This window comes from uncultured Limosilactobacillus sp. (assembly GCF_934202705.1).
GTDB lineage: Bacteria > Bacillota > Bacilli > Lactobacillales > Lactobacillaceae > Limosilactobacillus.
The window spans coordinates 207,443-221,216 of record NZ_CAKPYE010000001.1 but is presented as its reverse complement, the minus strand read 5'-3'; the positions used below and the strand labels follow the sequence as shown (position 1 = coordinate 221,216).

The following is a 13,774-nucleotide window of genomic DNA, read 5'->3' as shown; positions in this document are numbered from 1 at the left end:
TCGGGCGTTTTCCGAACAATAAGCAATTTACACTGTTGTAGGTTCGTGATAAACTCTTTCTTGAAATTTGTTTAAGGGAGAAAGTTAATTATGGATGAACAAGTACAACGGAATCTCGTAATCGGACCGGAAGACCCCATTCCCAATGGTGAGGCGACGTTACTTGGATTACAACATGTGATGGCCATGGATGTCTACGTTCCGCCGATTATTCTTGCTGGAATGTTGGCAATGGGAGCGGCCGATACATCCGGTTTGCTGCAATCGACTTTCTTGGCGGCCGGTGTTGGGACCATTTTGCAAACTTCGATTTTTATGAGAATGCCAATGTCACAAGGACCGTCATTTGTGCCATTGTCTGCAGCGGCGGGGATCGTGTTAGCTAGTGGCGGTCTGAAGGGCAACGGAATGGCAACATTGATCGGTTCACTGGTTGTGGGAGCCATTATTTTAGTTCTCTTAGGACTGAGTGGGGTTTTTCAAAAGATTATCAATCGCTTGGTACCAGCAGTGGTTGGTGGTACGATCATCACATGTGTGGGACTATCATTAATTCCTAGTGCACTCAATAGTAATATTTTCGAAGCGAAGGGTAATGTTTACCAAAATATCGAGCTGGCCACGGTGACCGCGTTGGCAATGCTGGTGTGTGTGGGCATTAGTATCCGTTTCCCACGAGTACAAAAGATTTTCCGAACGGGATCCATTGTGATTGCGTTACTCTGCGGCACGCTGCTGAGTGCATCAATGGGACGGTTTAATTGGCAATCGGTCGTGAATGCGCCATGGTTTAGTTTGCCCCAACGAACGGTTTTTCATTGGGGAATTCATTTTAGTTGGACCTCGATTTTGACGTTCCTGATTTTATACGCCATTATTACTACTGAAACGACAGGGACGTGGTTTGCTATGGGTGCCGTTACCAATCACCAGATCACCAATCGGCAATGGAACCGGGGAATTGTCGGAGAAGGACTGAGCTGCCTTTTTGCAGGGTTGTGTGGTACTACGCCGGTAACTGGATATTCGACTAATGCTGGTGTAGTTTCCATTACTGGAGTTGCTTCACGAAAGGTGTTTGTGGCTGCTGGTGGCTGGTTTATTCTGCTAGGTTTCTTCTCGAAACTATCCGCATTTTTGACGGCTATTCCTGATCCGGTCATCGGTGGGGTCTTTGCCTTGATTACCGTTACGATTATGTTGAACGGATTAAATGTCATTCGTGGGATTAAGACATCGGATGCTGACCTGTACATTATTGGATTACCAATTGTGTTGACGCTAGCCATTATTCTTTTACCGGCACACATTACGAAGGCGGCACCACAAATGCTGCAATACCTGCTGGGATCGCCAATTGCGGTGGCAGCATTGACGGCCATCGTTTTAAACTTATTAATGCCACGGCGTAATTAATAGGAACTGAAATGAAAAAAACGTCCTTAACTGGTTCAGTTAAGGACGTTTTTACTTGTTACATTGTTACAAAAGTTAGTAATAATTCGCCAAATTGATTACAAAAATAGGCAAGTCAAATAAAAGATCAAAAAATTCAAAATTTTTTCTTGACTTTATTACAAAATTCAAGATTGCTCATTAGAAAAAAGTTGAATCGGCTTAAAGGCTGATTTAAAGCCTTTTAGAAACCCTTTTGACAAGACAATAATGAGGCAGATAGATATTTTATTACAAAATTTTACAGATTTTCCCGGCTTTGATAATTGCTAGTAATTGCTCCGTAACTAGTAGCATGTATTATATAAACCGTTGATAAGTTATTGATTTGTAACTACAGAATTTAAAAGAAAAGGATGTTTTAATTTATATGAAGTTCAATAAGAAAGCTATCAAAGTTGCTGCTACTGTTACTGGTGCCCTTGCATTAGGGACTGTTGCTACTGCTACTACTGCCAATGCTGATTCAGTTTATACTGTCCAAGCAGGGGACACGCTTTCTGGCATTTCCTACAAGTTAGGACACGACTTAACTTTTGTTGACACTTTAGCAAGCAACAATAACATTGCTAACAAGAACTTAATCTATGTTGGTCAAAAGTTATTAATTAAGGATGACGGTGAAGTTAGCCAAGCTACTGCTAAGCAAGCAGCTACATTGCCATCAGCTAATGCCTCAACTAACAACACTGCTGCACAAAGTCAAAATAACAATACCCAAGCTCAAAACAGCAGCACTCAAAGTGCTAACACTGGTTCAGCTAACTACTCCTCCAATGTTTCCGGTAATGATGCAGCAGCTAAAGCATGGATTGCTGCTCGTGAATCTGGTGGTAACTATGGCGCACGGAATGGTCAATACGTTGGTAAGTACCAATTATCAGCATCTTACTTAAATGGTGACTACTCTGCTGCAAACCAAGAACGAGTAGCTGACCAATACGTAGCTAGTCGTTATGGTTCCTGGAGTGGTGCACAAGCATTCTGGCAATCACACGGTTGGTACTAAAATAAAATTTAATTGGCTTGAACGGGATCGATCCCGTTCTTTTTTTGTTCATATATGAAAAAATTAACATATATGAAAAATTACATCAATTTTTCATCAAGTTTGAAAATGCGATAATCGTTGATTTGACGGTATTGGTCAAAGTTGGTTAAATATTTTTAGCACTCTCTACTAAAGAGTGCTAAAAACTCTTGTATTCCTGAAGACGATCGATTAGCATAATAGGTGTAAAGAGAAATAAGAAATAAAAAAGAATCAAGAAAGGAAGCATTATTATGGCTAATGATTTACAACGTCGTGATGGTTTGTTTGACAACTTAATGAACATGCGGAACTTCTTTGATGATGGATTTTTCCCAACTAATAACTCTGATTATATGAAGAGTGACATTTCGGAAACTAATGATGGATACCAAGTAAAAATTGATATGCCTGGGTTTGATAAGAAGGATATTCATGTTAACTATGCAGATGGTATTTTAACCGTTAGCGGACATCGGGACACGTTTGACGACCATACTAATAAGAATGGTGACATTGTTCAGAGTGAACGTCGTTATGGTCAAATGAGCCGTTCATACCGGTTGCCAGATGTTGATCTTGAGAAGGTCAGTGCTAAATATAATGATGGTGTACTAGCGCTTGAATTACCAAAGCTGACGCTGGAAAATCAAAACGGTACCCATATTGACATCGAATAGTTCATAGGTAATAAAGAGAAATCCCCGTGTGGTAAATGAACCACACGGGGATTTCTTTGTTTAATGGTTTAACGTCCAGGATGTTCAGCAATCCCATCTGGAAAATCTTTATCGAATTCCTTCAAAATGGGCAGTAAGACATTAATGTATTCATGATAAGCATCAATTGGACTATTAAAGTCTTTCTTGCTTAACAAGGCAAGTGCAACTTCGTGGGCACGTTGTTCGTTACTAATCATTGATTAAACTCCTCTTTATTTCGATCTAAACCTAATTTATATTGACAATCTGGACAAATTCCGTGAACCTCGACATCACTTCTGGTAACGAGGTAGTGGGTGTTTTTTCTGGTGACTTGACCTAATTCTTTAGCGATTGCGAAGAATTCATCATCCATCACATCAGTAATCTTACCACAATTGTCACACACAACATGGTAATGTGGGTGACCAAAGTAATCGTAGTGCGTTGAACCATCACCATTTTTTAATTCAATTACTAAGTTATATTTAACTAATAGTTTAACCGTGTTGTAAACAGTTGCCAGACTAATACTATCATCGTGCTTTTGCAAGTCGTCAAGAATCATTTCAACTGTGGGATGAGTATGGTGGGTGATTAAGTAGTTTAGAATTGTTTTTCGTTGCGGGGTTAACCGAACCCGGTTTTCTTTTAAACGGGCTAATGCACGATCAAATTCAGCTTCTGCCATCCGAATCACTCCATTCATTTACAAATTATTGGTGCCATTTACAAATTACTTGGCACTAACTATAATACTAATAGTTTATTTAATAATCATTCTAAACAGGGAGAGAAAAGAATGCAAGAGAGTATTGATCAAAAAGGCAAATCTTACAGTAGATTTTGGTTTATTCTAACCTTATTACTTGGCACGTTTACCATGTCCATTAGTCAATCGTCACTGTCAACCGCCTATCCGACTTTAATGCAGAATTTTGGAATTTCTGCCGATACAGTTCAATGGTTGACCACAGGATTTATGTTAGTGATGTGCGTTAGCATGCCGATTAGTCCATGGATGCTAAACAATCTGAGTTTTCGTCAAATGTTCATTGGTGCCTTGGCACTATTTGATGTTGGCTCGTTGATGATTGTCTTTACACCGTCATCATGGGGTGTTCATGGTTTTTGGTTCATGATGATTGGTCGAGTAATGGAAGCATTTGCGGTTGGGGTGCTTTTTCCATCGTACCAGACTGTTTTACTTGAAATTACCCCCAAAGATGAACGCGGAACAACGATGGGCATCGCTGGCTTAGTCATGGGTTCTGCACTGGCATGTGGGCCGATTATTTCTGGAATCGTTCTTAAATTTTTTGATTGGAAGAGCTTATTTATTCTCTTTATGATTATTATCACGGCTGTCATGATTATGGCTGGTAGTGGTTTGATTCGAAATGTTATGGAACGTCATGAAACCACGCTTGATTGGTTATCAGTCGTTCTTTCCATCGGTCTGATTGGGATTATGTACGTAGTTAACCAAATTGGTAAAAAACATGTTGACTGGACGATTAACTGGGTTGTTCTTATCCTTAGTGCAGTGGCTGTCATTCTCTTTTGTGTTCGTCAGTTCAGGTTAACCACACCATTATTGGAATTGCGGGTTATGAAGACCTTTAATTATGATATGGCGATCCTCTTAACGGGAATCTCTTACGTTGCATTGATCGTGGTTACCATTATCTTCCCGTTATATTACCAGGGAGTATTGCACGTCAGTCCCTTTGTATCCGGAATGTCACTGGTTCCTGGTGCGGTCTTTCTAAGCCTCCTGAATCCTTTTACTGGAAAATTAGCCGATATGATTGGTTTTAAGCCAACAATGATTGTTGGAATGCTGATGATCGTTGCGGGGTGGTTCTTAACGTTAGCAATGGCGGATGTACAAAACTTATTCGGGATGATTTTATGTGCAATGGTGATTGAAGGTGGCAATGCCTTTGTTATGATGCCGGCAGTTACTTTGGGCGCGAATTCGTTACCAAATGAGTTGGTGTCACACGGAACAGCCGTGATTACGACGATTCGGCAAATTCTTGGCTCCGTTGGAGTGGCAGTGGCAACGATGATTTTAACCACCGCAACAGCAAATCGCTTAGCTACTGGCGCTAGCCAAATAACAGCGTCACTTCACGGCTACCATGTTGTTTTTATCACCATGATTGTAATTGAAGTGATTGGTCTCATCTTAGCCTTAATCCTTCGCGACACTAAGAAAAAAACAAATTAACACAAAAGAATGCGTATCTTAATAGTAAGCAGACTATTAAGAGGAGTGGTGAATGATGACAAATAGTTATCCAAAGTGGGCGAAGACACAATTAATGCGTGATTATTATGATCAACATTGGGGGATTCCGGTTCATAACGAGCAAGAATTGTTTATGATGCTTTCTTTGGAAATTTTTCAAGCTGGACTAAGCTGGTCCACGATTTGGCAACGACGAAATGGGTTTATAAAGGCCTTTGCAGAGTTTGATGTAGCTCAGATTGCGCAGTTTAACGAAGAGAAAGTTGAGCAACTGATGGCGGATCCACAAATTATTCGCAATCGGCGAAAAATCTTAGCAACAATTAATAATGCTCAAGTATTAAATCAGCTCCACCAAACTGGTAAGACATTGGAACATTTTTTGTGGTCATTCGTGAATGGTCAGCCCATTCGCATGAAAGTCCAACCTGATGAAAAGTTACCGAGTTTTACGCCATTATCAACGGTAATCTCTCAACAGCTTAAACGGGCTGGTTTTCAATTTGTTGGTCCAACGACAGTATTTTCGCTAATGTGTGCAGTTGGAGTTGTTAATTGTCGACTTTGAAACAAATAAAAAAACTGGAGAGCTTTCCGTAACGGGAGCTCTCCAGTTTGGCTTTTAGGATCGATTTTTATGACCAATAAGTGAGGACAATGACAACCATCTGGGTTAAACAATAGAGGATTAGCGATTGATGTTCTTGTGCTTTGGCAATCATCACAAACCAACTAGCAACAATAATGATAATGGCCAGATAGATCGATAAATGTAATGGACGACTTAAAGTGAAAATTAATAAAACAATCGCTAGAATCGTTACTTTTAATTTATATTGCTTGAGTTGCTGCAAAAAGAAGGGGGCTAAATAAAACCAGGTGCTAGCCATTACTGGTAATAAGTAACGGATAATTTCCCATGAAATAAAATGGAGACTAGCATAAGCACACGCTACAGAAACGGTGAACATTAGTAACAAGCCGAATGTAACCAACCCAAAAGTGTTTTGAAAGTCCATGGAAGGCATTTGAATAATTAACAGGAATAAAGGTAATAGTAATAAGAGTGCTAATAAAAGTAAGTTGTTACTAAAACCAGCGAGGGCGAAAAAAACACTCGCAGCGAGGGGGATGATTGATAAAGTGGAGCCAAACCGATGATAAATCAACATTGGCACCACCAAACCAATACACACCTCGTACATTAACAGCATGCCCATATTAGTCGTAAAGTGCGATCCTTGAACGCCGATGGCATATGTAAATGGTGCGTCCGACCAGCTAATTAATAAGATGAAAGTGGTGGGTAGCAGGTCCTTCCAGTTAATTTCGTGAAATTGTCGTTTAATTAAACTCCACATATCAAATGTCCTTCTTTTCGCTCATAATAGTAATAAGTATAACAGAGTTTCCAATCTTTTGATTGAATGCGATGCAGAAAATATGCTAAGATGGTTCTCGTTATGAAGCAAATTCCCGATGGGAGGAGACATCCGTCTTCGCTGCCTTGTAACCGCAAAAGACACTTTGAAGTTTATGGGGGAATTAAAACAATGGGAGAACGCCATTTATTTACATCTGAATCCGTTTCAGAAGGACATCCGGATAAAATTGCCGACCAAATTAGTGATTCAATTTTAGACGCAATGCTTGAGCAAGATCCGGACGCACGAGTAGCGGTTGAAACATCTGTGACAACCGGGTTAGTACTTGTGTTTGGTGAAGTTTCAACTACCGCGTACGTTAATATTCAAAAGGTGGTTCGGCAAACGATTAAAGAAATTGGTTATACTGATGGCCAATATGGCTTTGATGCCGACAATTGTGCCGTGATTACCGCGATTGATGAACAATCACCTGACATCGCACAAGGGGTGGATGATTCGCTAGAAACCCGTGAAGGGGAAGGTGATCCCCTTGATAAAATTGGGGCTGGTGATCAAGGATTAATGTTTGGCTATGCAACTGATGAAACACCAGAGTACATGCCATTAACCTTAATGCTGAGTCATAAGTTAATGCAACGAATTGCAAAGCTGCGTAAAGAAGGAACGATTAAATACTTGCGTCCAGATGCGAAAGCTGAAGTTACGGTTGAATACGACGAGAATGATCAACCATTACGAGTTGACACTGTTGTTCTCAGTACCCAACATGATCCAGACGTTTCGCTAGATCAAATTCGGCAAGATGTGAAGGAACAGGTAATTAAAGCGGTCATTCCAGCTGATCTCTTGGATGACCAGACCAAGTACTTTATAAATCCAACTGGCCGGTTTGTAATTGGCGGACCGCAAGGTGATGCTGGCTTGACCGGACGGAAGATTATTGTGGATACGTACGGTGGTGCTGCTCACCATGGTGGTGGAGCGTTCTCCGGAAAGGATGCCACTAAGGTTGACCGTTCCGCTTCGTATGCTGCTCGTTATATTGCGAAAAATTTAGTGGCCGCCGGCTACGCCAAAAAGGCTGAAATCCAAGTTGCTTACGCAATTGGGGTTGCTAAACCGGTTTCGATTGCGATTGATACCTTTGGGACTGGGACAAAGTCTGAAGAAGAATTGATCGCAGCCGTTCGTAAAGTGTTTGATTTACGCCCGGCAGGAATTATTAAAATGCTCGATTTGAAGCGACCAATTTACAAGCAGACAGCAGCTTATGGTCACTTTGGTCGGACTGACGTTGATTTACCATGGGAACACCTTGATAAGGTTGACGAATTAAAGAAGATTTTAGGTTAATAGAAACTCCAGCGATGTTGGTTATCGCTGGAGTTTTTTAATTATCACAAGGGATTCTTTGAAATAGTAATTGAAACCCAGTAACAATGCTTGTCCCTAGACACCAGCCTGCCAAGACATCACTTGGGTAATGAGCGCCGACGTAAATTCGTGAAAACCCGATGGCTAAGATTAACAAAATTAAGATAGCAGTAATGGTAAATTTAATCCAGATTCTTCGAGTAACTCGACATGTCAGTAAGATTAAGCAGCCAAGGACAAGAGCGGCTGCGCTGGAATGACCGCTCGGAAAACTATAACCGCTATAGTGCATTAAGATATCCACAGATGGTCGTGGACGTTGAACAAGTTCTTTAACCAGACGATTGAGAAGGATACCTGAACCAGTTGTCAGCAACACTTGCCAAGCAAATCGCCGTCCAGACATGATGAAACTTAAAATGATGGTAATCAAAATCCAAATGATGGTTTCTTTGGCATTAAATAGTTGAGTAAAATTAATAAAGAAGATATTCAAACTGGTCGAATGGTGACTATTGATCACTTGACGAAGCTGATTATCAATTGCTAGGATCGGTGCTGGAGCAAACAACATCATTATTAGTAAGCAGCTAAAGATGATGACACTGCTAATAAATAAAATTTTCGTTTTTTTCATTAAGAAGCCTCACTTTCAAACATAGAATATTCTAACAAACTATTTCGCTAAGTGCCTTGCTAAATTTGGTTGAATTTGCTACTATCGATATCAATATCTAATCGCAAACGGATTAGTAGTTATTATTAGATTTTCAGAGACTGCATGGTGGTGGAAATGTAGAGTCAATAATAATGAACTCACCGTAGTAATGTTCAATGCTGAATCTAGTAAGCAGCGACGTTTTCCGCGTTAAGGAACTGAAGCGCTACGTAAGTGTAGAATACGGGTGGTACCGCGGAAAAGTTCGTCCTGTAGATACTAATAAGTATCTGCGGGATTTTTTTGTGATTAGGAAACTATACAATTAAAGGAGTACGACAATATGGGATATGATCATTCTGCCATTGAAAAGAAATGGCAACGTTATTGGCAACAACACGAAACGTTCAAGTCCACAATGGACAAAAATAAAAAGAAATATTACGCACTTGATATGTTCCCGTACCCATCCGGTCAAGGACTGCATGTTGGTCATCCAGAAGGTTACACGGCGACTGATGTAATGTCACGGATGAAACGAATGCAAGGATTTAATGTCTTACACCCAATGGGGTTCGACGCATTTGGCTTGCCAGCAGAACAATATGCTCTAAAGACAGGGCACAATCCTAAAGGCTTCACTAACAAGAATATTGACCACTTCCGTGATCAAATTAAGTCACTTGGTTTTTCATATGATTGGGATCGTGAAGTTAATACCACTGATCCAAAGTATTACAAGTGGACACAATGGATCTTCGAACAACTATATAAAAAAGGTTTAGCCTATGAAGACGAAATCATGGTTAATTGGGCGCCTGATTTCATGGGTGGAACTGTCGTGGCCAATGAAGAAGTGGAAGACGGGAAAACTAAACGTGGCGGTTACCCAGTCTATCGGAAGCCAATGAAGCAGTGGGTTTTGAAAATTACGGCTTACGCAGACCGTTTAATTGATGACTTAGACCTCGTTGATTGGCCAGAAAGCGTTAAGGAAATGCAACGAAACTGGATTGGTCGTTCGGAAGGAGCAGCAGTTTTCTTTGATGTGGCTAATCATGCTGATCAGAAGATTGAAGTATTTACGACCCGTTGTGACACCTTATTTGGCGCTTCTTATGTTGTCTTGGCACCAGAACATCAATTAGTAGATCAAATTACTACCGCGGACCAACAAGCAGCAGTTAAAGAATACCAAGCGGAAGCATCACGGCGTTCAGATCTAGAACGGACGGACCTTAGTAAAGAAAAAACCGGGGTCTTTACTGGGGCTTACGCAATTAATCCAGTCAATGGCGAGAAACTGCCAATCTGGATTTCTGATTATGTACTGGCTTCATATGGGACGGGAGCGGTGATGGCTGTTCCGGCACATGATGACCGAGATTATGAATTTGCACACAAGTTCAACTTACCAGTTAAAGAAGTGATTGAAGGGGGAAACCTTGCAAAAGCTGCTTACACGGGCGATGGTCAGCATATTAATTCCGAATTCTTAAATGGTTTAAACATTGAAGAAGCCAAGAAAAAGATGATTGAATGGCTAACTGATCATCATGCTGGTCAAAAGAAGGTTAACTATAAGCTGCGTGACTGGATCTTTAGCCGTCAACGATACTGGGGAGAACCGATTCCAGTGATTCACTGGGATGATGGTACTACGTCATTAGTTCCAGAAGATGAATTACCATTGGAGCTACCCGATACTGACAATATTGAACCGTCCGGAACTGGTGAATCGCCGTTGGCAAAGATTGATGACTGGGTCAATGTTTATGATGAAAATGGTCGTCATGGGCTTCGTGAAACTAACACGATGCCACAATGGGCTGGTTCATCATGGTACTGGCTCCGTTATACGGATCCGCATAATGATCAAGCGTTAGCTTCCAAGGAAGCATTGGATTATTGGTCACCGGTTGATCTTTATGTCGGTGGCGCTGAACATGCGGTTCTGCACTTGCTTTACGCACGGTTCTGGCACAAATTCCTTTACGACCTTGGAGTAGTGCCAACTCCAGAACCATTTATGAAATTAGTCAACCAAGGAATGATTCTCGGCAGTAATCATGAAAAGATGTCGAAGTCTAAAGGTAACGTGGTCAATCCAGATGAAATCGTTGACCAATACGGTGCTGACACGCTTCGTCTCTATGAAATGTTTATGGGACCGTTAACTGAATCCGTTCCGTGGGATCCAAAGGGCTTGCATGGAGCCAATAAGTGGATTCATCGGGTTTGGCGTTTAATTATGGATGATAATAATCACCTTCGTGACCGTATTTCAACGATTAATGATGGCAAACTCGATAAAGTCTACAACCAAACCGTCAAGAAAGTAACTGAAGATTACGAACGGATGCACTTTAATACTGCAATCTCACAATTGATGGTCTTTGTAAATGAAGCATACAAGGTTGATGATTTGCCTGTTGAATATATCAAAGGTTTTATCAAGATGATTGCTCCAATCATGCCACACATGGCAGAAGAATTGTGGAGTCAGTTTAACGAAAGCGACACCATTACTTATCAACCGTGGCCAACCTATGATCCAAATAAGATCGTTGAAGACGAAGTTGAGATGATTGTTCAAGTTAATGGTAAAGTTCGGGCAAAATTAAAGATGGCCAAGGACACTGCTAAGGACAGCGTAGAAAAGGCTGCACTAGCGGATGAGAATGTTCAAAAATTTATTGAAGGCAAGGACATTAAGAAAGTCATTGTTGTACCGAATAAGATTGTTAATATCGTGGCAAAGTAATTAGTAAAGGGCTTTTGAGACGGCGGGTTTCAGGAGCCTTTTTCATGATCAAAATAGGAGGATCAGATGGATTATCATATTGTTTCATATCCGGCCGTGATCAGTGAGGTGGAAGGGAAAACCAAGGTTCATTTTCCGGATTTGCCAGCAGCTGACGTTTTAGACGAGAATAAATGGAACGCGCTAATGCGTGCGGAAATCGGCCTGGCCTTAACGGTGATTGATTTAGAAAGTCACCATGAAGAAGTTCCAAAGCCAACAGACTTGGAAGAGGTTGTTGCTCAATTTCAAACTGATGGGGTCCGTGTTCAAGCCATTACAACAGATTTAGACGAATATTAAGAATTAATAATTTGATTGCTTAACCTGCTAAATCAAGCTAGAATGATAAAGATTGTTTAAAAAATAATGAAACGGGTGAAAATATGAGATCAGGAGAAAGTACAACTGATCATCAAGCTGCAATGAATTCTCAAGATGCCCAAGCCAAGATGGTGACGGGATCAGCTTGGATGACGGCGGGGAGTATTACTTCCCGACTACTTGGTGCATTGTACGTGATTCCATGGGTAACGTGGATGGGCGCCTATAGTACCCAAGCGAACGCATTGTTTGCTAAGGGGTATAACATTTATAGCATGTTCTTAACCGTAGCAACGGCGGGAATTCCATCAGCTATTTCCAAATTGGTGGCTCATTATAACGGACTGGATCAATATGGAGTGAGTCGCCGGCTTTATCATTCTGGAATGTATGTTTCAATTGCAATGGGGATTGTCTGCTCAATTGTGATGTTTTTAGCTGCTGGGCCACTAGCTGCTGGTGATCCGAACGTGGTCCCGGTCATCCGGTCATTAGCCTGGGCGGTATTGGTCATTCCGCCGATGAGCATTACACGAGGCTTCTTGCAAGGATATAACTGGATGGCACCGTCTGCCATGTCGCAGTTTGTGGAACAAGTCTTCCGCGTGGCCTATATTTTAGCAGCAACGTTTTTAGTCATGAAAATTCAACGTGGTAACTGGGTTTTTGCGGTCACTCAATCCACGTTTGCGGCCTTTATTGGTGCATTAGGCGCCATCGCGGTCTTAGCGTTATCATATTTGAAACATCTTCATGAGATGAATGCGTTAGTCAGAAATGGCCAGCGAAACACACAAGTCTCGACAATGGAACTGATTTTTAAGATTATTTACCAGTCCATTCCATTTATTGTGATTGAGTCTGGAATTATTATTTTCCAGTTAATTGATCAGTATACTTTTCCACCACTGATGCGGTTGCTTGGTCACTACACCAATTATCAAATCAATGCGGTCTACGCACTCTTTTCGTTTAACGCGAATAAGTTGTACATGATTATAATTTCGTTTGCGACCGGGATGGCGGCCACTGCGATTCCGCTGCTTTCAGAAGCTCGTGCTCAAAATGATACTGAAAGCATCCGTAAACAGATCGAAAATGCATTAACATTATTTTATTTTGTGATGATTCCTGCTTCCATGGGAATGGCCGCTGTTGCCCAGCAAATTTATACCGTCTTTTATCGGTATGATGCTGCCGGAGTGACTGTATTAGAATTTGCGGCCTTCATGTCGATTCCAATGGGGATGTATTCGGTTGCGGCAGCCATGATGCAAGGCATTTCAGAAAATAAGCGAATGATGAGTTATCTAGGGATTGGGGTCATCGTGAAATTTGTTCTTCAATTACCATGCATGATGCTGGTTCGTGGTCTTGGCCCATTATTAGCCACTGGTCTCGCAATGATGGTCGTCAACTACTTGATTCTGCATTCATTTAATATGGAATTTGGGTTACATTTTAATGATATGGCGAAATCAACCAATCAAATTCTCGGTTTTTCGCTAATAATGTTTGTTGGCGTGAAAGCAGTAATGTTTTTAATTGACTTAGTGGTTAGTCCATATGGTCGATATACCGCTTTCTTCTCACTAATCCCTGGTGTTTTGGTGGGGGTAGTAGTCTTTATCTACCTTGCGCTGCGTTATCGATTGGCGGATAATTTGCTAGGTTCCAGGATGGAATCTTTACGGGATCGTTTACATATTAAATAATTTTAATATTAATAAGGCTCCGGTTGGAGGGGAACATCATGTTCATCCTGCTACTGGAGCCTTATTTTC

Annotated in this window: 13 protein-coding genes, 1 riboswitch and 1 other annotated feature; of the genes, 9 read left to right on the top strand and 4 right to left on the bottom strand. The window is 41.1% G+C overall.

Annotated features, from left to right (window positions below):
• The first annotated feature begins 90 nt into the window (after positions 1–90).
• The 3 genes from Q0C76_RS01085 to Q0C76_RS01075 all read left to right on the top strand — a co-directional run bounded on the left by Q0C76_RS01085 (position 91) and on the right by Q0C76_RS01075 (position 3,165).
• On the top strand, positions 91–1,416 hold the full coding sequence (locus Q0C76_RS01085) for a uracil-xanthine permease family protein (protein ID WP_295728555.1): 1,326 nt from the start codon (positions 91–93) through the stop codon (positions 1,414–1,416).
• A 409-nt stretch (positions 1,417–1,825) separates the two neighbouring features.
• A complete protein-coding gene (locus Q0C76_RS01080) occupies positions 1,826–2,464 on the top strand; it encodes a LysM peptidoglycan-binding domain-containing protein (RefSeq protein ID WP_295728552.1) in 639 nt (212 codons plus the stop codon).
• Between the two features lie 275 nt (positions 2,465–2,739).
• Positions 2,740–3,165: an Hsp20/alpha crystallin family protein gene (locus Q0C76_RS01075; RefSeq protein WP_295728549.1), complete on the top strand. Its 426-nt coding sequence runs from the start codon at positions 2,740–2,742 to the stop codon at positions 3,163–3,165.
• A gap of 68 nt (positions 3,166–3,233) precedes the next feature.
• Here the strand turns inward: Q0C76_RS01075 and Q0C76_RS01070 are convergent, their stop codons facing one another.
• Positions 3,234–3,404, bottom strand: a complete 171-nt coding sequence (locus Q0C76_RS01070) for a hypothetical protein (protein WP_295728546.1) — start codon at positions 3,402–3,404, stop codon at positions 3,234–3,236.
• Entirely contained in the window at positions 3,401–3,877 is a 477-nt protein-coding gene (locus Q0C76_RS01065; RefSeq protein WP_295728543.1) for a Fur family transcriptional regulator, read from the bottom strand. The genes Q0C76_RS01070 and Q0C76_RS01065 overlap by 4 nt, the downstream gene beginning before the upstream one ends.
• On the opposite strand from Q0C76_RS01065, the gene Q0C76_RS01060 reads away from it, so the two are divergent.
• Together Q0C76_RS01060 and Q0C76_RS01055 are read left to right on the top strand one after the other, a co-directional pair.
• The gene (locus Q0C76_RS01060) at positions 3,857–5,422 is read left to right on the top strand and encodes an MDR family MFS transporter (RefSeq protein WP_367268458.1); all 1,566 of its coding nucleotides are present in this window, start codon (positions 3,857–3,859) and stop codon (positions 5,420–5,422) included. The two genes, Q0C76_RS01065 and Q0C76_RS01060, sit on opposite strands and share 21 nt — an antisense overlap.
• 55 nt (positions 5,423–5,477) lie before the next feature.
• Entirely contained in the window at positions 5,478–6,011 is a 534-nt protein-coding gene (locus Q0C76_RS01055; RefSeq protein WP_295728689.1) for a DNA-3-methyladenine glycosylase I, read from the top strand.
• A gap of 67 nt (positions 6,012–6,078) precedes the next feature.
• Here the strand turns inward: Q0C76_RS01055 and Q0C76_RS01050 are convergent, their stop codons facing one another.
• Complete coding sequence (locus Q0C76_RS01050; RefSeq protein WP_295728540.1) at positions 6,079–6,804, bottom strand: hypothetical protein; 726 nt, start codon at positions 6,802–6,804, stop codon at positions 6,079–6,081.
• A 95-nt stretch (positions 6,805–6,899) separates the two neighbouring features.
• Positions 6,900–6,999, top strand: a riboswitch (SMK box riboswitch).
• Between Q0C76_RS01050 and metK the strand changes: the two genes are divergently transcribed.
• On the top strand, positions 6,997–8,184 hold the full coding sequence (gene metK, locus Q0C76_RS01045; protein WP_295728538.1) for a methionine adenosyltransferase: 1,188 nt from the start codon (positions 6,997–6,999) through the stop codon (positions 8,182–8,184). Its footprint overlaps the riboswitch before it by 3 nt.
• Positions 8,185–8,221: 37 nt before the next feature.
• Here metK and Q0C76_RS01040 read toward each other — a convergent pair whose 3' ends face one another.
• Positions 8,222–8,842, bottom strand: a complete 621-nt coding sequence (locus Q0C76_RS01040) for a phosphatase PAP2 family protein (protein ID WP_295728535.1) — start codon at positions 8,840–8,842, stop codon at positions 8,222–8,224.
• Positions 8,843–8,935: 93 nt separating this feature from the next.
• Positions 8,936–9,139 (top strand) — a binding site (T-box leader).
• Positions 9,140–9,206: 67 nt separating this feature from the next.
• On the opposite strand from Q0C76_RS01040, the gene leuS reads away from it, so the two are divergent.
• The 3 genes from leuS (at position 9,207) to Q0C76_RS01025 (ending at position 13,705) form a co-directional block, all read left to right on the top strand.
• The gene (gene leuS / locus Q0C76_RS01035) at positions 9,207–11,627 is read left to right on the top strand and encodes a leucine--tRNA ligase (protein ID WP_295728533.1); all 2,421 of its coding nucleotides are present in this window, start codon (positions 9,207–9,209) and stop codon (positions 11,625–11,627) included.
• Between the two features lie 66 nt (positions 11,628–11,693).
• Entirely contained in the window at positions 11,694–11,969 is a 276-nt protein-coding gene (locus Q0C76_RS01030) for a type II toxin-antitoxin system HicB family antitoxin (RefSeq protein WP_295728531.1), read from the top strand.
• 83 nt (positions 11,970–12,052) lie between these two features.
• On the top strand, positions 12,053–13,705 hold the full coding sequence (locus Q0C76_RS01025) for a polysaccharide biosynthesis protein (protein WP_295728528.1): 1,653 nt from the start codon (positions 12,053–12,055) through the stop codon (positions 13,703–13,705).
• Positions 13,706–13,774 lie beyond the last annotated feature (69 nt).